This window comes from Salegentibacter maritimus (assembly GCF_016236915.1).
Classification (GTDB): domain Bacteria; phylum Bacteroidota; class Bacteroidia; order Flavobacteriales; family Flavobacteriaceae; genus Salegentibacter; species Salegentibacter maritimus.
In genome coordinates this window covers 265,837-283,823 of the sequence record NZ_JAEHOK010000001.1, presented here as the reverse complement: position 1 = coordinate 283,823, position 17,987 = coordinate 265,837, and the positions used below count along the sequence as shown (strand labels likewise).

The window sequence follows — 17,987 nt, the reverse complement described above, 5'->3', positions numbered from 1 at the left end:
TGCCGCGTGGGCTTGCCCCGAGGTAGTTTAGTATAAATCCCGAAAAAGGGAATAAGCTCTTTTCATGGAAAAGGTACTCATTATAACTTACTATTGGCCACCGGCCGGAGGTCCCGGTGTGCAACGCTGGCTAAAGTTTGTAAAGTACTTACGGGATTTTGGCGTTGAGCCGGTGGTGTTTATTCCCGAGAATCCTAATTATCCTATGTTGGATGCCTCTTTTGAGGCCGATATTCCGGAAGGAATCACAATCCTGAAAAAACCTATTTTTGAGCCTTATCAACTAGCCGGAATATTTGCTAAAAATCAAACAGAAACTATAAGTAAGGGAATTATTGCCGCAGAAGAAAATCAATCTTTGCTACAAAAGTCGTTACTTTTTATTCGCGGTAACCTATTTATTCCCGATGCTCGAAAATTTTGGGTAAAACCTTCGGTAAAATTTCTGAAAACTTATTTAAAAGAGCAGAAGATTAAAAAAATAATTACAACCGGCCCGCCACATAGCTTACATCTTATTGGATTAGAACTTAAGAAAGCACTGAAATTACAATGGATAGCCGATTTTAGGGATCCATGGACGCAAATTGGCTATCATAAAAAGTTAAGACTTACCAAAAAAAGTGCGCAAATACATATTGAGCTGGAGCAGGAGGTACTAAATACAGCCAACCATATTATTACTACCAGTTTTACCACAAAAGCCGAATTTGCAGAAAAAACCCCGAAACCAATTAGTGTAATCACCAATGGGTTTGATGCGACCGAAAAAGACCTAAAAAATACCGGTAAATTAGATGAAAAGTTCAGTATTTCCCATATCGGTTCTTTACTTTCCGAAAGAAACCCGCTAAACCTATGGCAGGCCATAGCCGAGCTTTGTAAAGAAAATTCTAGGTTTGCTGAAGACCTTGAGCTAAAATTAGCAGGTACATTAAGCGAAGAGGTGATCGCTTCAATTAAATCTGAAGGTTTAGGTGAGAAACTTAAAGTATTAGGTTATGTAGATCATTCACAAGCCATTAAGCTTCAACAAGAAAGCCGGTTATTGCTATTAATTGAGATTAACAGCAAAGAAACCAGGGGGATTATTCCAGGTAAATTATTTGAGTATTTAATGGCACAAAGGCCAATTTTAGCTATTGGCCCCAAAGAATGGGATGTTGAACGAATTTTAAATGCGACCGGTTCAGGATTCTATTTTCAGTATTCAGAAAAAGAAAAACTTAAAAGCATAATTTTAGCTCATTATAGCAAATATAAAAACGGAGACACTAATTTTGTTTCTGGTAATATTCAGCAATATCAAAGAAAGTATTTAACTCAGCAACTGGCTAATTTGATAAAGAGCGTATAAGATGGGGGTAATTATAAAGCAATCGTTTAAGAACCTAATTACTACCTATTTTGGTTTTGCAATTGGGGCGGTAAACACCCTGTTTTTATTCACTTATTTTTTAGAACAGGAATATTACGGCTTAGTCACTTTTTTACTTTCGGCGGCTAGTTTATTATGGCCGTTTATGGCTTTTGGCGTACATAGCACCCTTATAAAATTCTTTAGTTTTTATAAAACAAGACAAGAAAAAGACCGACTCTTAAATTTAGTCTTGTTTTTGCCCTTGTTGGTTGCTAGTGTTTTAGGCCTAATTGGCTTTATAAATTATTCTTTTTTAATTGATTATTTTACAGAAGGCAATGGACTTGTAAGGCCTTATATATGGTTGATTTTTCTAATTGCCCTGGCCACTTCTTATTTTGAAATTTTCTTTGCATGGTCTAAGCTTTATTACAAAAGTGTTTTCGGGAATTTTATGAAAGAAGTATTTCATAGGTTTTGTATTAGTTTGTTACTGTTGGCGGTTTATTTTAAGTGGATTACAGTGCATCAATTTATCTATTGCATTGCCGGGGTTTTTGTATTGAGACTAATTGCTATGAAAATCTATGCGTTCTCGCTTCATTTTCCAAAACTTGATTTTAAATTTCCTAAGCAATTGTCTCCGGTTTTAAAGTATACATCCCTAATCCTTATCGCCGCATCTGTTGCCACGGCCTTACTAGATCTGGATAAAGTAATGATAGAATATTTTATGCCTATTGAAAATGTAGCTATTTATGGAATTGCCATTTATATTGCAACGGTTATTTCGGTGCCGCAAAAGGCAATGCACCAAATTACAAACCCCATGACAGCTGAATTTCTTAATACAAAAAATACTAATGGCCTTAAAGATTTGTATAAAAGGAGCTCTTTAAATTTATTGATTATAAGTTTATTAATTTTTATTCTGATAATTACCAATGTAAACCAACTCTATGAGCTAATTCCAGATGAGTATCAATTAAGTATTCTGGTGGTTTTGTTGATCTCTTTGGTGAAACTTTACGATAATCTCCTGGGGAACAATAACAGCATTCTTTTTAATTCAGATTATTACAGAATAGTACTTTTTATTGGCGTTCTTCTGGTATTACTGGCTTTTATACTAAATCTGGTCTTTATTCCTGCTCTTGGAATAGAAGGAGCCGCTATAGCCAGTTTTATAGCTTTTTTTATTTATAATTCAATTAAAATATGGCTGGTACATAAAAAATTTAATTTCCTTCCTTTTACTTCTAAAACCTGGCTTATTCTACTAATTGGAGTTTTATTATCCCTTGGTTTTTATTTCTGGGACTTTAATTTTCATCCCGTATTAAATATTATTCTTAAATCTATTTTAATAGGAGTTACTTATATAGTTTTAGCCTATTTTCTGAATTTTTCTTCGGAAGTAAATAGTATAATTAATAAGGTTTTAAAAATTAAGATCTCTTAAAAACGGGAAACCCCCGAAACTTATGAAGCTTCAAGGGGTTTCCAACTAACCAACCAAAAAATTAAATTATGAATTCTTTATTATCTTCTATCCACATTCCGTGCCGAACTTCTTCCTCGTGAAGAAGAATTTGATGTTCTAGCAGAAGATCTTTTATTATTACTGCTTTTTACCGCTCTTGTATTACTATTTCTATTACCGGCTCTTCTGGTAGTAGTTCTTGATTCTCTTGCAGAAGAAGCTTTAGTGGCGCTACTGGAGCGTCTTGTAGGGGTACTTTTTACAGTTCTGCTATTTCTACCGGAAGCATTCACTTTTCTGGAATTAGACCTCCTGTTTATTGCAGTATTCCTTGACTCCCTACCTACTTTTCTTGCTTCAGTTTTAGAACGTGTTCTGTTGTTTTTCACAGCAGTTCTATTGGCTGTACCTCTATAAGATCTTACATTGTTTTCGCGTGCCCTAATACTTGTATTTCGTTTAGATCTCGTAATGTTTTCTCTGGACTTAGCAACATTAGATCTTTGAGCTTTTATATTACTTCTCCGGCTATTTCCCCTGGAAGCAAATTCAGCTTCTTTATTCCTAATCTTTCTTAAATCACGTTTACCAGAAGTTGTTCTTCCTTTATTATAGGAGACCCTCTTTTGATTTGGCCTGTAAAAGTTTTGATGCACGTTTTTAGTATAATAGTTATTGTAATAACTTACATGCTGCACATAAGTAACGCGATTTGGTTGATAATAAGCCCGGTAAGGTTTACCAAAAACAATACTTACACTGCTTCTTGGCCTGGAATAATACCTATGCCAGGGTCTGTAAACATAACTGCTATTATAGTGGTTTATAAACCCGGTATAATTGGTGATTCGGTTAAAACGGTTGTAGTGAATATATAAACCTCCAACTCTTGCAATATGGCCGCGACGGTTATAATCTATAAAAACATTACCTGCTCTTATTATTCTTCCGTAATAATCATAATAAATAGGAACACTTTCAATTTGAATTACAGCACCATAATCGTCATATTGAACATAAGCATCATAATTATAACCTGAATTATAACTAATATTCATATTTGGCGTAGAAATATTTATAACACTTGAGCTTCTGAAATCGGGGTTGTAATAAAAATCAAATTCCCCGTTAGGATAAACGGCAAACTCAACACCATTCTCAATAAAAATAAAAGCATCATTATAAGCTCTATGAATTATAGACTCAGAAGCTTTAGCCGAAAGGCCAATAAATAAAAAGCTGATTAAAAAGGTGATATTTTTCATAGTTTGCGTTTTTAAGTGATCTAAAGAAAACTCTCGGTGAGAATTACTTCATAAAATACAAACCACGTGCCAAAAAAAGGGAAACCTCTAAAAAAAGCTTATTTTAGAGGTTTTTTTATTGTAAATCAATTGTTTAGATATCGAATATTTAATAAAACTGCAATTAAGAAATAAATTTTTCTGAAACAATAATCTTTATAATTTCTCTTTTAGATATTTTGCTGTAACCGAATTTTTAGATTTGATTAATTCTTCCGGGGTTCCGGTAGCAACAATATTTCCGCCGTTAACTCCACCGCCCGGGCCAATATCAATTATATAATCGGCACACTTTACCAAATCCATATTATGTTCTATTACTACCAGGCTGTGTCCTTTTTTAATAAGGGCATTAAAGGATTTTAGTAACTTTTTAATATCATGAAAATGAAGCCCTGTAGTTGGTTCATCAAAAATAAACAGGGCTTTTTCTTTGGTTGCCCCTTTTACTAAAAATGAAGCTAGTTTTATTCGCTGTGCTTCTCCACCGGAAAGGGTAGAAGAGCTTTGGCCTAATTGAACATAACCCAACCCCACATCCTGTAAAGGTTTTAATTTTCTAACGATCTTGTCTAGCTTGTGTTCGGCAAAAAAATGAGTAGCATCGTCAATGGTCATATTCAACACATCGTCTATATTTTTTCCTTCAAACTGAACTTCCAGCACATCTTTTTGAAAGCGTTTTCCGTTACAGGCCTCGCATTCTAAATGAACATCGGCCATAAACTGCATTTCTATGGTTACTTCACCTTCACCTTTACAAACTTCACAGCGGCCGCCTTCAACATTAAATGAGAAATGTTTAGGCTTAAAACCTCTAATATTCGATAATTTTTGATCGGCAAAAAGGTTTCTAATATCGTCGTAGGCCTTAATATAAGTTACCGGATTGGAGCGCGAAGATCTACCAATAGGATTTTGGTCTATATATTCTACGCTTCCAAGATTTTTAAAATCTCCTTCAATATCGGTGTATTGCCCGGCTTTTTCTCCATAACCTCCAATTTTCTTTTGTACTGCAGGATATAATATTTTTTTAACCAGTGTACTTTTACCGCTACCGGAAACACCTGTGATTGCCGTAAATGTTTGAAGCGGAAAAGTTACATCTATATTTTGAAGGTTATGCTCTCTAGCTCCCAAAAGCCTAATTTCACCGGAAGCTTCTCTACGGCTTTCGGGCACCGAAATTTCCTCTTTTCCATTAAGATATTGTGCGGTGAGCGATTTAGATTTTAGAATTTGTTTTAATGTTCCCGTAGCCACAACTTCACCACCGTGGGTTCCTGCTTCGGGGCCTATATCAATAATTTCATCGGCAGCGCTCATAATATCTTCATCGTGCTCTACCACAATTACAGTATTGCCAAGATCTCTCAAGTTTTGTAGCACTCCAATTAAACGTTCTGTATCGCGAGGGTGCAAACCAATAGAAGGTTCATCTAAAATATACATAGATCCTACTAAGCTACTCCCTAACGAAGTTGCCAGGTTAATTCGTTGCGATTCCCCACCAGAAAGACTATTGGATTTCCTATTTAAAGTAAGGTAATCTAAACCAACTTCCGATAGGAATTTAAGCCTGTTCCTAATTTCAGTTAATAGCCTTTTAGCTATTTGTTGATCGTATTCATTTAATGTAAGCTTATCAAAAAACTCCCTAACCTTATCTAAAGGTTTTTCTACAAGGTCGGTGATGCTATGCTTATCTATCTTTACATAATCTGCCTCGGGTCTTAAGCGTTTTCCTTTACAGGTTGCGCAACGTGTTTTTCCGCGGTAGCGGGAAAGCATTACCCTATTTTGAATTTTATAAGCCTTACTTTCTAAAAATTGAAAGAAATCGTTTAAACCTTCAAAATGTTTATTTCCATTCCAAACTAAATCTTTTTGTTCTTGCGTAAGCTGAAACCATGGCTTATGAATTGGAAAATCGAATTTATGCGAATTATTGATCAATTGATCCCGGTACCAACTCATACTGTCACCGCGCCAGGGAAAAATTGCATTTTCGTAAATTGAAAGTCCGGTATTAGGAATTACCAGGGCTTCATCAATACCTATAACATCCCCATAACCCTCGCAGGTAGGGCAGGCGCCATAAGGGTTGTTGAAACTGAATAAATGAACATTGGGCTCTAGAAAACTCATCCCATCCAGTTCAAATTTATTGCTAAAATGTCTCTTTTCTCCCGATTTTAAGCTTTCAATATAAAGTTCGCCCTTGCCCTCAAAGAAGGCAGCATCGGTAGCATCGGCCAGCCTGTTGTAAAAATCTTCTTCATCTTTTGTGATAATTCGGTCTACCACTAATAAAGCATTTTCGGGCTTAGCCTTTTTAAGATTAGCTTCATCTATCCTTAGCACCTTATCTTTAAGCTTGATACGGCTATAACCCTGCTGGGCTAAAACTTTTATTTTTTCTGAAAGTGTACGGCCTTCTTCAATATGAATGGGTGCCAAAAGCAATAACTTTTCACGTTCATCGAAAGTTTTAACATGGTCTATAACATCGGCAACCCTGTCTCTTTTTACCTGGTTACCGGAGATGGGAGAGTAGGTTTTTCCAATTCTGGCAAAAAGCAGTTTAAGGTAATCGTAAATTTCGGTGGAAGTTCCTACGGTAGAACGGGGATTGGTAGAGTTTACCTTTTGTTCTATGGCAATAGCGGGAGCAATTCCTTTTATGTAATCTACTTTGGGTTTGTTTAACCTGCCTAAAAACTGGCGGGCGTAGGAAGATAGACTTTCAACATATCTACGTTGGCCTTCTGCATATAAAGTATCAAAAGCTAAGCTGGATTTCCCGGAACCGGAAAGTCCAGTAATGACCACCAATTTATTTCTGGGAATTACTACATTTATATTTTTAAGATTGTGCAGTTTTGCACCTTTTATAATAATATTCTCCTTAGGATTTACCTTGGCAACGTCAATATTCATGCTCATTTTTCTAGTTCAGGGATGCAAAGATACTTAATAAGCAGCAGGCTTTAAAGCCCTGAAAATCTTATTGTATTGTTAAAATTTTAAACTTTTGTTTGCTTTTGTAGCAGATATCTTACTATATTTGGCCGTTGATTTTTAATAAAAAACACTCGCCTATCGCATAAAGTTACTTTTAAAAACTAAATAACCTAACCTCGGGAGCCCCTACCATCCTGAACAAAAGTAACTAATATGAATAACGTTGAAATTACTGACGCTGTTCTTGTACGCAACTACATGAATGGAAACGAAGCCGCACTAAGTACCCTTATTAACAGACACCAACACCGAATTTACAGTTTTATTTTTTCTAAAGTTTTTGATCGCGATGTTGCTGAAGATATTTTTCAGGATACATTTATAAAAGTGATTAAAACCTTAAAAAAAGGAAAATACAATGAAGAGGGTAAATTTTTACCCTGGGTAATGCGTATAGCACATAATTTGGTAATAGATCATTTTAGAAAAAATAAGCGAATGCCTAAATTTGATAATAGCGGCGACTTTAATATTTTTTCGGTTTTAAGTGACTCAGATTTAAATGCTGAAACACAAATTATTAAAGATCAGATAGAAAACGATGTAAAGGAGCTTATAAAAGAGCTGCCCGAAGATCAATTGGAAGTTCTTACCATGAGAATTTATAAAGACATGAGTTTTAAAGAAATCTCTGAGCGAACCGGAGTAAGCATAAACACTGCTTTGGGAAGAATGCGCTACGCTTTAATTAATCTTCGAAAAATAATTGAGAAACATAATCTTGTTTTAACAAACTAATTTATAATATTCCTCAAAAGATTGCGTTAAAATAAGAAACCAACGCAAAAAATATCTCATGAGGAAACTTTACACTAAAAAACAATCTAAAAAGGATGAGTTGAAGAATTTAGAACCTTCAAAAGAAACCATACAGTTTCTTTTGAACTATTCAAAAAATTTAAGAATTGTAGATTTTCAGGGAATTAAATTTGAAAGCATTCTCAATTAGAAATCAAGAAAAAGACCTGTTTGCAAACAGGTCTTTTTCTTGATTATTTTTTCTTTTTATAATAATCATTAATTACGGTTTTTCTACCTATTTTTTTGGTTATAATATCTTTTTCCAAGTCCCAGCCCCTTGCCGGTGAGTATTGCCGGCCATACCAAATAATTTGCAAATGAAGTTTGTTCCAAAGGTCTTTTGGAAATAAACGTTTAGCATCCTTTTCTGTTTGAGCTACATTTTTGCCGTTGCTTAAATTCCAACGATACATTAACCTGTGAATATGCGTGTCTACCGGAAAGGCAGGAACATTAAATGCCTGCGCCATTACTACACTAGCCGTTTTATGGCCCACCGCCGGTAAAGCCTCAAGTGCTTCGAAACTAACGGGAACCTGACCGTTATGTTCTTCTAAAAGAATTTTAGATAATCCATAAATTCCTTTAGACTTCATAGGGGAGAGGCCAACCGGCTTAATTATGTCCCTAATTTCTTCTACCGAAAGTTTTACCATAGCCTTTGGATTGTCGGCTATTTCAAAAAGTTTGGGAGTGATTTGGTTAACTTTTACATCGGTACTTTGGGCTGATAGCAAAACCGCAATTAATAAGGTGTAAGGGTCTTTGTGATCTAACGGAATAGGTATTTCGGGATAAATATCATTTAAGGTATTAATTACAAATTCTACCTTTTCTTGTTTGGTCATATTGTTTAAATTTACTCAATCACTGAAATTAGTATATCGCTGGAAAATATCCGCGATTTAATAGATACAAAAATAGAAATTATGACAACATTAGAAGTCGGGGATAAGGCCCCAGATTTTTCAGTAGCAGATCAGGATGGAAATACGATTAAATTATCAGATTTTAAAGGGAAAAAATTGGTTTTGTTTTTTTACCCGAAGGCAAGTACACCGGGCTGTACTGCCGAAGCCTGTAATCTTAGAGATAATTGGGAGCGTTTTCAGGAAAAAGGCTATGCTATCCTGGGAGTTAGTGCCGATACTCAAAAAAGACAATCTAACTTTAAAACTAAATATGAGTTTCCTTTTCCACTTTTGGCCGATGAAGATAAGGAAGTAATCCAGGCTTACGGGGTGTGGGGACCTAAAAAGTTTATGGGAAAGGAATATGACGGGATACACCGTACTACTTTTATAATAGATGAAGACGGTAAAATTGAAGAAGTGATTAAAAAAGTAAAAACCAAAGCCCATACAGATCAAATTCTTTCTGAGTAGTATGGCTTTTAAGCAAAAAAGAGTTTGTCAAAAACAGAATGACAAACTCTTTTTTCTCGGCACCGCCAAAGGGTTTAATATCCCAAGGCTTGCCCCGAGTTAGTTTACTGAATTAAGATTGCACGGCGAATAGTAGCTGTACTATCGCAGTTTTCTATTTGCAGCTCAAGTATTGCTTCTTTAACTTTATTGGTGATTAGGTAAACATTACAGGGTTTGCCTTCCGTATTGCTTCGGCTAAAATCTACATTACCATTTTCTAAGCTTTCAGAAACCAGAGCAGTATCTAATTTATTTGTTTCAAAATAATTAAAAGCTTCCGCAGAAAATGCGCGTTCTTTTATCTTTATATTTTTTAATACCCGGTCATTTGGTGAATAGTCACAAGAGGTTTTTTTACCACCCAAAAAAAAGAGTAAAAGCATTATCCCAAAGAATAATCCAACAGAGAAATATCCAATTCTATGAATTAATTTCATTTAAAATAGTTTGAAGAGGCCCTGGTTATAAATTATTCTAAAAAATAAGGAGATTAATATCTCTGTAAGAAAGATCAAACCAGTCGGCTATAGATTTATTTGTTAAAATTCCGTGGTAAAAATACAAACCATTTCGTAAACCTTTATCAAAACGTAAGGTGTTTTCTATACCACCTTCCTCGGCAATATGCAGTAGATAGGGCGTGAAAATGTTACTTATTGAGAGCGAGGATGTTCTGGCATATCTAGAAGGGATATTTGGAACGCAGTAATGCAGTACATTATGTTTGGTGAAAATAGGCTTATCGTGAGTTGTAATTTCACTGGTTTCTATGCAGCCCCCCATATCTATACTTACATCTATAATTACAGCCCCACGTTTCATAGTACTAACCATATCATCTGTTATAAGAACCGGAGAACGATTCTTGCCCCGAACTGCACCAATAAGAACATCACAACGTTTTATTGCTTTTGTTAGATTTTTGGGCTGAATAGTTGATGTATAAAAAGTTTGATTTAGGTTAGCCTGAATATTTCGTAGTCGGGTAAGAGAGCTATCAAAAACTTTTATTCCTGCTCCCAACCCCAAAGCCGATCTGGCTGCAAACTCACCAACAGTGCCTGCTCCTAGAATAACTACTTCTACAGGGGGAACACCGCTAATGTTGCCAAACATTAAACCGTTTCCGTTAACATTATTGCTCATAATTTCAGAAGCAATTAAAACAGAAGCAGTACCTGCAATTTCACTTAAAGCTCTAACAATAGGATAACTGCCGTCATCGTCCCTTATAAATTCAAACCCAAGGGCCGTTATTCTTTTTGAAGCTAATTTTTGGAAATACTCTTTGCACTGGGTCTTAAGTTGAAGTGCGGAAATTAAAATTGTTTGCGGATTTATTAAATCAAGTTCTTTAATGGAAGGAGGTTCAATCTTTAATATAGTAGGGCAGGAGAATACCTTTTTAGTGTTTGTGGTAATTTCTGCACCGGCATTTGCATAATCCTTATCACTGAAGCGTGCCCATTTTCCAGCCCCAGATTCTATCATTACCCTATGGCCGTGAGCGGTTATTGCTGCCACAGCGTCAGGACTTAAGCAAATTCGCTTTTCCTGGTAAGAAGTTTCTTTGGGAATTCCTATAAACAATTCTCCCTTATTCTTATACATTTCCAGGGTTTCCTCCTGCGGAATTAATTGTTCTTTGGTAAAAGGCGAGACTTGTTTGCCCATATTTAGGTGCTAAAACTTTATAATAGGAAAATTACAACTATTTTTAAAAATAGCCCTGATTAAAGTCGGCTATAATAATCTTCTTCGGTGGGCTCCCAATATTCTTTTTCATTTTGGAAGGATTTTAATTGGCGCCTATCGGTTTCAGAAACAGAAGAAAATACAGAAACATCGGTCTCATCAATCTCGCTAAGATCGATGCCGTAGACACGATCAAATATCTTTATTCGAATTAGATAAACAATAGAAAGGATAAGTATAAAAAATGGGGCCAAATAAATTAGTTGATTGGTATCCAACGGGTCTACTCTTAAGTAGACATCTTGATAAATACTTATAACTAATTGGTAGGAATACATTGCAATAGGAATTAAAATAGCATGATACCACCAATGTTTACAGGTAAAAAACCATATAAAAAGAAGAAAAAGTGGAACAATTTTACCAAGATAGGTCCATGCTGCGGTCATCACATTTTCATAATAAAGACTTTCGTAGGTAAAAAAAGAATTTTCCCAAACCTTACCGTTTGGGAAAATTTCATATAAATAAAATATATAAGGTGAAAACGCTATAGTAAGCGCTATAATGCTACCCAGCAGCAGGAATTTTGATTGTTGATCTGTCGACAGCTTGTTCTTTGAGTTGGTCATTATTGTTATCGTTATCAGAAGTTGAAGTTACAAAAAAACTTGCTCCAAAAATTGCTGCTGTAAAAAGTAATGCTTTAAGTTTCATAATATAGGGTTTTAAATTGTTATTTCGTTTTGTTTACTGAAGCAAACCTAGGGAAATATAAAACGCTAAAAATTAATACATTAATCGTACTTTTGCAGCTTTTTTTAAGCAAAAAAATGAGGATATTTCAACAAAATATATTTTATACTAATAAAAAATAAATAACTATAATTTAAAATTATATTGTTTTTTTGCGGTTTTTAATTTTGAACTATAACAAAATTATCTGTTGCAGCTAACACAAAGCTTTTTAGTCAATTTAAGAAAGCATTTGGTTTTTATTAACACAAATTTAACAATCTAGTTTTTTTATCTATAGCTGAAATTTCCACTTTTTGAAATTCATTTTCTAAAAAGCTACTAATATTTTGTGGCCATTCAATAAAAATCCAATTATTGGAGCTCAAATACTCTTCAATACCTATATCTAAAGCTTCATTTTCGTCTTTTAATCTATAAAAATCGAAATGATAAATATTTTCCTGGGGGGTGTGATATTCGTTGACTAACGAAAACGTGGGGCTAGATACCTTATCTATACTTTTTAAGGCTGCAGTTAAAGATTTTATAAGAGTGGTTTTACCTGCACCCATCTCACCATAAAAAAGTAAGACCTTACTTTTTGTATGATTTAATATAAATTGAACAGCCTCGTCAATTTGGGCTAAATTGTAGGTTATAGACATTTTCAAAAAAAGATTTTTGGCATAACAAAGATAGGGAATAATTTTATATCCCCTATAATTTACTGTAAATCAGTGTTTAATGTGTTTATTTTGGGGTTAATACAACAAAAGGAATGATCATTTCCTCTAAGGATACACCGCCGTGTTGGTAGGTGTTCCGGTAATAACTAACATAATGATTGTAATTATTGGGATATGCAAAAAAGAGGTCTCCTTTAGCAAAAATAAAAGAGCTACTCATATTTATACTGGGTAAATGAATACTTTTAGGGTTTGAAATAGCCAAAACATCTTTTTCTTCATAAGTGAGGCTTTTACCCGTTTTATATCTTAAATTTAAACTGGTATTCTTGTCACCTATAACTTTTGATGGATTTTTTGCGTTTATCGTACCATGGTCTGTGGTAAGAATTAATTTAAATCCTAATTGTTTTGCCTGTAGAATAATATCTAGTAGAGGCGAATTTTTAAACCAACTATGAGTTAAGGATCTATAAGACTTATCGTTGGAAGCCAATTCCTTAATTACTTCCATTTCTGTTTTAGAATGTGATAGCATATCTACAAAGTTGTAAACCACAACTGTAAGATCGTTATCCTTTTGGGTTTTAAAGTTTTCAGCAAGTTTTTTCCCACCTTTTAAACTTGTAATTTTATGATATTCATGTTTAAAGGTTTTTCCTAACCTTTTCAATTGCTCTTCTAAAAACTCGGCTTCATGGTTGTTTTTTCCGCCTTCATCTGTATCGTTTTTCCAATATTGCGGAAACCTTTTTTCCATATCGGCTGGCATTAAACCAGAAAACATAGCGTTACGGGCGTACTGTGTTGCGGTAGGTAAAATACTAAAGTAAGGTTCTTCTTTTTCTTTTTTGTAGTAATTAGCTACTACCGGCTCTAATGCTTTCCATTGGTCGTATCTTAAATTATCTACTACAACAAGTAATGTAGGTTGATCTTTGGAAATTTCAGGGATAATCTTCTCTTTAAAAATGGTGTGGGACATTATAGGCGCCTCAACGCTATTTTCGAACCAGTCTGTATAATTTTTGTCTATAAATTTACAAAATTGGGTATTTGCTTCATTTTTTTGTGATTCTAAAATTTCGAACATACCACTATCTTCCAGGTCTTCAAGCTGTAGCTCCCAATAGATTAATTTTTGATAAAGTTCGCCCCATTCTTCAAACGTATTTACCTGACTTAGGTCCATGGCAATCTTTCTAAACTCCTGTTGGTAATTTGATGTTGTTTTTTCAGAAATAAGTCGGGAATGGTCTAAATTCTTTTTTATACTAAGTAGAATTTGATTGGGATTTACCGGCTTTATGAGGTAATCGGCTATTTTAGAGCCAATAGCTTCTTCCATAATATATTCCTCCTCACTTTTTGTAATCATTACAATAGGAAGATTTTCCCTTTTTTCTTTTATTTCAGCAAGTGTTTCAAGACCGGTAAGTCCCGGCATATTCTCATCAAGAAAAACGATATCAAAGCTCTCTTCTTCTATTTGCTCTAAAGCTTCAGTCCCACTTTGGCTGGTGGTTACTTCATAATCTTTAGATTCAAGAAATAGAATATGTGGTTTTAGTAGATCTATTTCATCATCTACCCAAAGTATTTTTATTTTATTCATTCTTTATATTTTTATGCGTTAACTGAGTTTTGATCTCTTTTTTAAATTTGCGACTTTAATACTCGTGAATTCCTATAAATTGTTATAGAGTTGCAGTTTTTTACAACTTATGTAGTGCTTTTTATACTCCCCAACTCTATATATGTATATTTGTTTTGAATTAACACGATAAAAAGTTTGACTGCTACTAATAAACTTAAAATATTAAACGATCCAATTTACGGATTTATTACCATCCCCAGTGAGCGAATCTTTAGTATAATTGAACATCCCTATTTTCAGCGTTTACGCAGAATTTCTCAAATGGGAATGTCATACCTCGTCTACCCCGGTGCTCATCATACCCGGTTTCATCATGCTCTAGGTTGTGTGCATTTAATGCAAAAAGCAGTTCAAGTGCTTCGCTACAAAGGGGTTGTGATTTCTGAAGACGAAGAAGAGGCCCTGCAAATTGCTATTTTACTTCACGATATAGGTCACGGTCCATTTTCACACGCCATGGAACATAGTATTGTGGAAGGGGTAGACCACGAAAATATTTCTTTGCTTTTTATGGAAGAAATGAATCGTGACTTTAACCAAAGTTTAACGTTGGCTTTGCAGATTTTTCGCGGTACCTACAGCCGCAGATTTTTAAATCAATTAATCTCCAGTCAATTGGATATGGATCGTTTAGACTATTTGAGACGAGATAGTTTTTATACCGGTGCTGCTGAAGGAAATATAAACAGTGAGCGACTTATTGCAATGCTGAATGTGGTTAATGATGATTTGGTGATTGAAGAAAAGGGGATTTATTCGGTAGAAAAATTTTTAGTGGCCAGAAGATTAATGTATTGGCAGGTATATTTGCATAAAACCAGTTTGGTGGCAGAGCAACTTTTAATTAGAATGTTAAAACGGGCGAAGGAATTGGTTGAAAAAGGGGAAGACTTGAACGCAAGTAAATCTCTTTCTTATTTTCTGCATAACAGAATTGGGCCGCAAGACTTCATTTCTCAAACTTTATCGGTTTTTGCGCGTTTAGACGATTATGATATTGTCTCTGCAATGAAAGAATGGCAAGATCACGACGACTTTGTATTGTCTAATTTATGTAAAATGATCATTAACCGGGACCTGTTGAAGGTGAAGATTAAAAAGAAGAAACCATCTGTTGAAAAGTTAGAAAAACGCCGGCAAGCTTTTCAGGAAAAAGCAAATGTATCGGCCGAAGAAGCAGCATATTTTGTATTTAGTGGGGAGGTTACCAATACCGCTTATAAAAGCGAAAATAACAATATTAACATTTTACATAAGAATGGGAAGATTAGCGATGTAGCGAAAGCATCGGATCAATTGAACCTAAAAGCGCTTTCAAAAACCGTGATTAAGTATTATATGTGTTATCCGAAGGCCAAACATTAACACTTTTTTTTTATTTTTGCCAGAATGAAATTTACAGCAGCACAAATAGCAGAGATACTTGAGGGAGAAATTGAGGGTAACCCCGATGTAGAAGTATCAGAATTAGCTAAAATTGAAGAAGGAGGCGAAGGTTCCCTAACCTTTTTAAGCAATCCTAAATATACTTCATATATATATTCTACACAGGCTTCTATCGCAATAGTTAATAGTGATTTTGTAGCCGAAGAACCTATAAACACTACGTTAATTAAGGTGAAAGATGCTTATAAAGCATTTTCTACCTTGCTGGAATATTACAATCAAATTAAACTGAACAAAAAGGGAATTGAACAACCGAGTTTCCTGTCTGATTCGGCGAAATTTGGAGAAAATATTTATATAGGTGCTTTTGCCTATATTGGTGAAAACGTAAAAATTGGGGACAATGTAAAGCTTTATCCGAACGTTTATATTGGGGACAATGTGGAAATAGGGGATAATGTAATTGTTTTCCCGGGGGTGAAAATTTATTCTGAAACCATTGTGGGTAATAATTGTGTTATTCATAGCGGAGTTATTGTTGGAGCCGATGGATTTGGTTTTAGTCCGGGAGAAGATGGGAAGTATACAAAAGTACCCCAAATTGGAAACGTGATAATTGAAGATCATGTAGATATTGGTGCCGGGACCACTATAGACCGTGCAACCTTAGGATCTACAATTATAAGAGAAGGTGTGAAATTAGATAACCAAATTCAAATTGCCCATAATGTAGAAATTGGTTCTCATACGGCCATAGCGGCACAAACAGGCATAGCCGGTTCTACTAAAATTGGTAAAAATTGCTTAATTGGAGGGCAGGTTGGTATTGTTGGTCACCTTCAAATAGGAGATAGGGTGAAAATACAGGCTCAGGCTGGTATTGGCCGAAATGTGAAAGATGATGAAATGTTGCAAGGCTCTCCAGCCTTTGGTTACGGAGATTTTAATAAATCTTACGTGCATTTTAAAAACTTACCTAAAACTATAGATACACTTAACCAATTAGAAAAAAAGATTAAAAATGGCATATAAACAGGCGAAACAACATACTATAGATAGGGAGGTTTCCCTTGAAGGGGTTGGGCTGCATACCGGTCAGAAAGTGAAAATGACCTTTAAACCTGGTCCGGAAAATACCGGTTATGTTTTTAAAAGAATGGATCTGGAGGGAGAACCTCAGATAGAAGCAGATGTAAGCTATGTAGTGAATACAAGAAGAGGGACGAACCTTGAGAAAAATGGGGTGAAAATTCAAACCTCAGAGCATGTGCTTGCAGCTTGTGTAGGGCTTGATATAGATAATATTTTAATTGAGTTAGATGCTTCAGAGCCACCAATTATGGATGGTTCTTCAAAGTTTTTTGTAGAAGCTTTAGAGAAAGCAGGAATAGTTAGCCAGGAAGCAGAAAGGGAAGAGTATATAGTAGATCAGGTGATTTCTTATCATGATGAAGAAAGTGGAAGCGAAATTATCGTGATGCCATCAGAAGAGTACCAGGTCACTGCTATGGTAGACTTTGGCACAGAAGTACTGGGCACTCAAAACGCTTCGATTAACCATCTTTCAGAATTTAAGGATGAAATTGCTAATGCAAGAACGTTTAGCTTTTTACATGAACTTGAAGCACTTTTAGACCACGGATTAATTAAAGGAGGTGATTTAAACAATGCTATTGTTTATGTAGATAAAGAGATAAACGAAGATACCTTAAAGAAACTAAGAAAGGCTTTTGAAAAAGATGATATTTCCGTTAAGCCTAATGGAATTCTTGATAATTTAACGCTGCATTATCCTAATGAGGCAGCACGACATAAGCTTTTAGATGTTTTGGGAGATTTGGCACTTATAGGTACACGTATTCGTGGAAAAGTAATTGCCAATAAGCCGGGACATTATGTAAATACCGAGTTTGCTAAAAAACTATCTAAAATAATTAAAACTGAAAAAAGGAATAATGTTCCAAAAATAGATTTGGATCAAAAGCCTTTAATGGATGTGAATGCCATTATGGATATTTTGCCGCATCGCTCACCATTCCTTTTAGTTGATAAAATTTATAGCTGTACCGATAGTTGCGTGATTGGTTTAAAGAACGTAACCATGAATGAGCCTTTCTTTGTGGGGCATTTCCCCGGAAAACCTGTAATGCCGGGTGTACTTCAGGTAGAAGCAATGGCTCAAACTGGTGGTATTTTGGCATTGAAATCTGTTCCAGACCCAGAAAATTACCTTACTTATTTTATGAAAATAGATAATGTAAGATTTAAACAACAGGTAGTACCTGGAGATACTTTAATATTTAAATTAGAATTACTTGCGCCTATTCGCCGGGGAATTTGCCAAATGCAAGGCTCTGCTTATGTAAACGGAAAATTAGCCACCGAGGCCGTATTAATGGCGCAAATTGTAAAATCAAAATAAA

Annotated in this window: 17 protein-coding genes; 8 read left to right on the top strand and 9 right to left on the bottom strand. The window is 34.9% G+C overall.

Annotated elements, in window-relative coordinates; translation table 11 throughout:
* Positions 1–64: 64 nt before the first annotated feature.
* Together I6U49_RS01320 and I6U49_RS01315 are read left to right on the top strand one after the other, a co-directional pair.
* The gene (locus I6U49_RS01320) at positions 65–1,357 is read left to right on the top strand and encodes a glycosyltransferase family 4 protein (RefSeq protein WP_198627288.1); all 1,293 of its coding nucleotides are present in this window, start codon (positions 65–67) and stop codon (positions 1,355–1,357) included.
* Between the two features lies 1 nt (position 1,358).
* Positions 1,359–2,822, top strand: coding sequence for a polysaccharide biosynthesis C-terminal domain-containing protein (locus I6U49_RS01315; protein WP_198627287.1), 1,464 nt, complete (start codon positions 1,359–1,361; stop codon positions 2,820–2,822).
* 80 nt (positions 2,823–2,902) lie between these two features.
* Here the strand turns inward: I6U49_RS01315 and I6U49_RS01310 are convergent, their stop codons facing one another.
* Positions 2,903–4,108 (bottom strand): hypothetical protein, encoded by a 1,206-nt coding sequence (locus I6U49_RS01310; protein ID WP_198627286.1) that lies wholly within the window; start codon positions 4,106–4,108, stop codon positions 2,903–2,905.
* A gap of 195 nt (positions 4,109–4,303) precedes the next feature.
* Positions 4,304–7,090, bottom strand: coding sequence for an excinuclease ABC subunit UvrA (gene uvrA / locus I6U49_RS01305; RefSeq protein ID WP_198627336.1), 2,787 nt, complete (start codon positions 7,088–7,090; stop codon positions 4,304–4,306).
* Between the two features lie 237 nt (positions 7,091–7,327).
* On the opposite strand from uvrA, the gene I6U49_RS01300 reads away from it, so the two are divergent.
* Positions 7,328–7,912: an RNA polymerase sigma factor gene (locus I6U49_RS01300; protein WP_193709701.1), complete on the top strand. Its 585-nt coding sequence runs from the start codon at positions 7,328–7,330 to the stop codon at positions 7,910–7,912.
* A 58-nt stretch (positions 7,913–7,970) separates the two neighbouring features.
* Positions 7,971–8,123 (top strand): hypothetical protein, encoded by a 153-nt coding sequence (locus I6U49_RS01295; RefSeq protein WP_198627285.1) that lies wholly within the window; start codon positions 7,971–7,973, stop codon positions 8,121–8,123.
* A gap of 43 nt (positions 8,124–8,166) precedes the next feature.
* Here the strand turns inward: I6U49_RS01295 and I6U49_RS01290 are convergent, their stop codons facing one another.
* Positions 8,167–8,823, bottom strand: coding sequence for an endonuclease III domain-containing protein (locus I6U49_RS01290; protein WP_198627284.1), 657 nt, complete (start codon positions 8,821–8,823; stop codon positions 8,167–8,169).
* Positions 8,824–8,904: 81 nt separating this feature from the next.
* Between I6U49_RS01290 and bcp the strand changes: the two genes are divergently transcribed.
* Positions 8,905–9,360 (top strand): thioredoxin-dependent thiol peroxidase, encoded by a 456-nt coding sequence (bcp, locus tag I6U49_RS01285; RefSeq protein ID WP_198627283.1) that lies wholly within the window; start codon positions 8,905–8,907, stop codon positions 9,358–9,360.
* 104 nt (positions 9,361–9,464) lie between these two features.
* On the opposite strand, the gene I6U49_RS01280 is transcribed toward bcp, so the two are convergent.
* The 6 genes from I6U49_RS01280 to porX all read right to left on the bottom strand — a co-directional run bounded on the left by I6U49_RS01280 (position 9,465) and on the right by porX (position 14,136).
* Positions 9,465–9,839: a DUF4258 domain-containing protein gene (locus tag I6U49_RS01280; RefSeq protein WP_198627282.1), complete on the bottom strand. Its 375-nt coding sequence runs from the start codon at positions 9,837–9,839 to the stop codon at positions 9,465–9,467.
* Between the two features lie 37 nt (positions 9,840–9,876).
* The gene (locus I6U49_RS01275; protein ID WP_198627281.1) at positions 9,877–11,076 is read right to left on the bottom strand and encodes an alanine dehydrogenase; all 1,200 of its coding nucleotides are present in this window, start codon (positions 11,074–11,076) and stop codon (positions 9,877–9,879) included.
* 59 nt (positions 11,077–11,135) lie between these two features.
* Positions 11,136–11,549 carry a hypothetical protein gene (locus I6U49_RS01270; RefSeq protein WP_232804604.1) on the bottom strand — a complete coding sequence of 138 codons (414 nt, stop codon included), beginning with the start codon at positions 11,547–11,549 and terminating at the stop codon, positions 11,136–11,138.
* 118 nt (positions 11,550–11,667) lie between these two features.
* Positions 11,668–11,814 (bottom strand): hypothetical protein, encoded by a 147-nt coding sequence (locus I6U49_RS01265; protein WP_198627279.1) that lies wholly within the window; start codon positions 11,812–11,814, stop codon positions 11,668–11,670.
* Positions 11,815–12,095: 281 nt separating this feature from the next.
* Positions 12,096–12,500: a tRNA (adenosine(37)-N6)-threonylcarbamoyltransferase complex ATPase subunit type 1 TsaE gene (gene tsaE / locus I6U49_RS01260; protein WP_198627278.1), complete on the bottom strand. Its 405-nt coding sequence runs from the start codon at positions 12,498–12,500 to the stop codon at positions 12,096–12,098.
* Between the two features lie 85 nt (positions 12,501–12,585).
* Entirely contained in the window at positions 12,586–14,136 is a 1,551-nt protein-coding gene (gene porX, locus I6U49_RS01255) for a T9SS response regulator signal transducer PorX (protein WP_198627277.1), read from the bottom strand.
* Positions 14,137–14,313: 177 nt separating this feature from the next.
* Between porX and I6U49_RS01250 the strand changes: the two genes are divergently transcribed.
* The 3 genes from I6U49_RS01250 to I6U49_RS01240 are packed head-to-tail and all read left to right on the top strand — an operon-like array spanning position 14,314 to position 17,986.
* The gene (locus tag I6U49_RS01250; protein WP_198627276.1) at positions 14,314–15,543 is read left to right on the top strand and encodes an HD domain-containing protein; all 1,230 of its coding nucleotides are present in this window, start codon (positions 14,314–14,316) and stop codon (positions 15,541–15,543) included.
* Between the two features lie 24 nt (positions 15,544–15,567).
* Complete coding sequence (lpxD, locus tag I6U49_RS01245; RefSeq protein ID WP_193709690.1) at positions 15,568–16,596, top strand: UDP-3-O-(3-hydroxymyristoyl)glucosamine N-acyltransferase; 1,029 nt, start codon at positions 15,568–15,570, stop codon at positions 16,594–16,596.
* Complete coding sequence (locus I6U49_RS01240; RefSeq protein ID WP_193709689.1) at positions 16,586–17,986, top strand: bifunctional UDP-3-O-[3-hydroxymyristoyl] N-acetylglucosamine deacetylase/3-hydroxyacyl-ACP dehydratase; 1,401 nt, start codon at positions 16,586–16,588, stop codon at positions 17,984–17,986. Before lpxD ends, I6U49_RS01240 begins: the two co-directional genes overlap by 11 nt.
* Position 17,987: the final 1 nt, after the last annotated feature.

Bases quoted from the DNA above. Each gene is read 5' to 3' on its own strand.
- I6U49_RS01275 (WP_198627281.1), bottom strand. From the start codon at position 11,076: ATGGGCAAACAAGTCTCGCCTTTTACCAAAGAACAATTAATTCCGCAG.
- I6U49_RS01300 (WP_193709701.1), top strand. From the start codon at position 7,328: ATGAATAACGTTGAAATTACTGACGCTGTTCTTGTACGCAACTACATG.
- I6U49_RS01315 (WP_198627287.1), top strand. From the start codon at position 1,359: ATGGGGGTAATTATAAAGCAATCGTTTAAGAACCTAATTACTACCTAT.
- bcp (WP_198627283.1), top strand. From the start codon at position 8,905: ATGACAACATTAGAAGTCGGGGATAAGGCCCCAGATTTTTCAGTAGCA.
- I6U49_RS01290 (WP_198627284.1), bottom strand. From the start codon at position 8,823: ATGACCAAACAAGAAAAGGTAGAATTTGTAATTAATACCTTAAATGAT.
- uvrA (WP_198627336.1), bottom strand. From the start codon at position 7,090: ATGAATATTGACGTTGCCAAGGTAAATCCTAAGGAGAATATTATTATA.
- I6U49_RS01320 (WP_198627288.1), top strand. From the start codon at position 65: ATGGAAAAGGTACTCATTATAACTTACTATTGGCCACCGGCCGGAGGT.
- I6U49_RS01295 (WP_198627285.1), top strand. From the start codon at position 7,971: ATGAGGAAACTTTACACTAAAAAACAATCTAAAAAGGATGAGTTGAAG.
- I6U49_RS01280 (WP_198627282.1), bottom strand. From the start codon at position 9,839: ATGAAATTAATTCATAGAATTGGATATTTCTCTGTTGGATTATTCTTT.
- tsaE (WP_198627278.1), bottom strand. From the start codon at position 12,500: ATGTCTATAACCTACAATTTAGCCCAAATTGACGAGGCTGTTCAATTT.
- I6U49_RS01310 (WP_198627286.1), bottom strand. From the start codon at position 4,108: ATGAAAAATATCACCTTTTTAATCAGCTTTTTATTTATTGGCCTTTCG.
- porX (WP_198627277.1), bottom strand. From the start codon at position 14,136: ATGAATAAAATAAAAATACTTTGGGTAGATGATGAAATAGATCTACTA.
- I6U49_RS01240 (WP_193709689.1), top strand. From the start codon at position 16,586: ATGGCATATAAACAGGCGAAACAACATACTATAGATAGGGAGGTTTCC.
- I6U49_RS01265 (WP_198627279.1), bottom strand. From the start codon at position 11,814: ATGAAACTTAAAGCATTACTTTTTACAGCAGCAATTTTTGGAGCAAGT.
- lpxD (WP_193709690.1), top strand. From the start codon at position 15,568: ATGAAATTTACAGCAGCACAAATAGCAGAGATACTTGAGGGAGAAATT.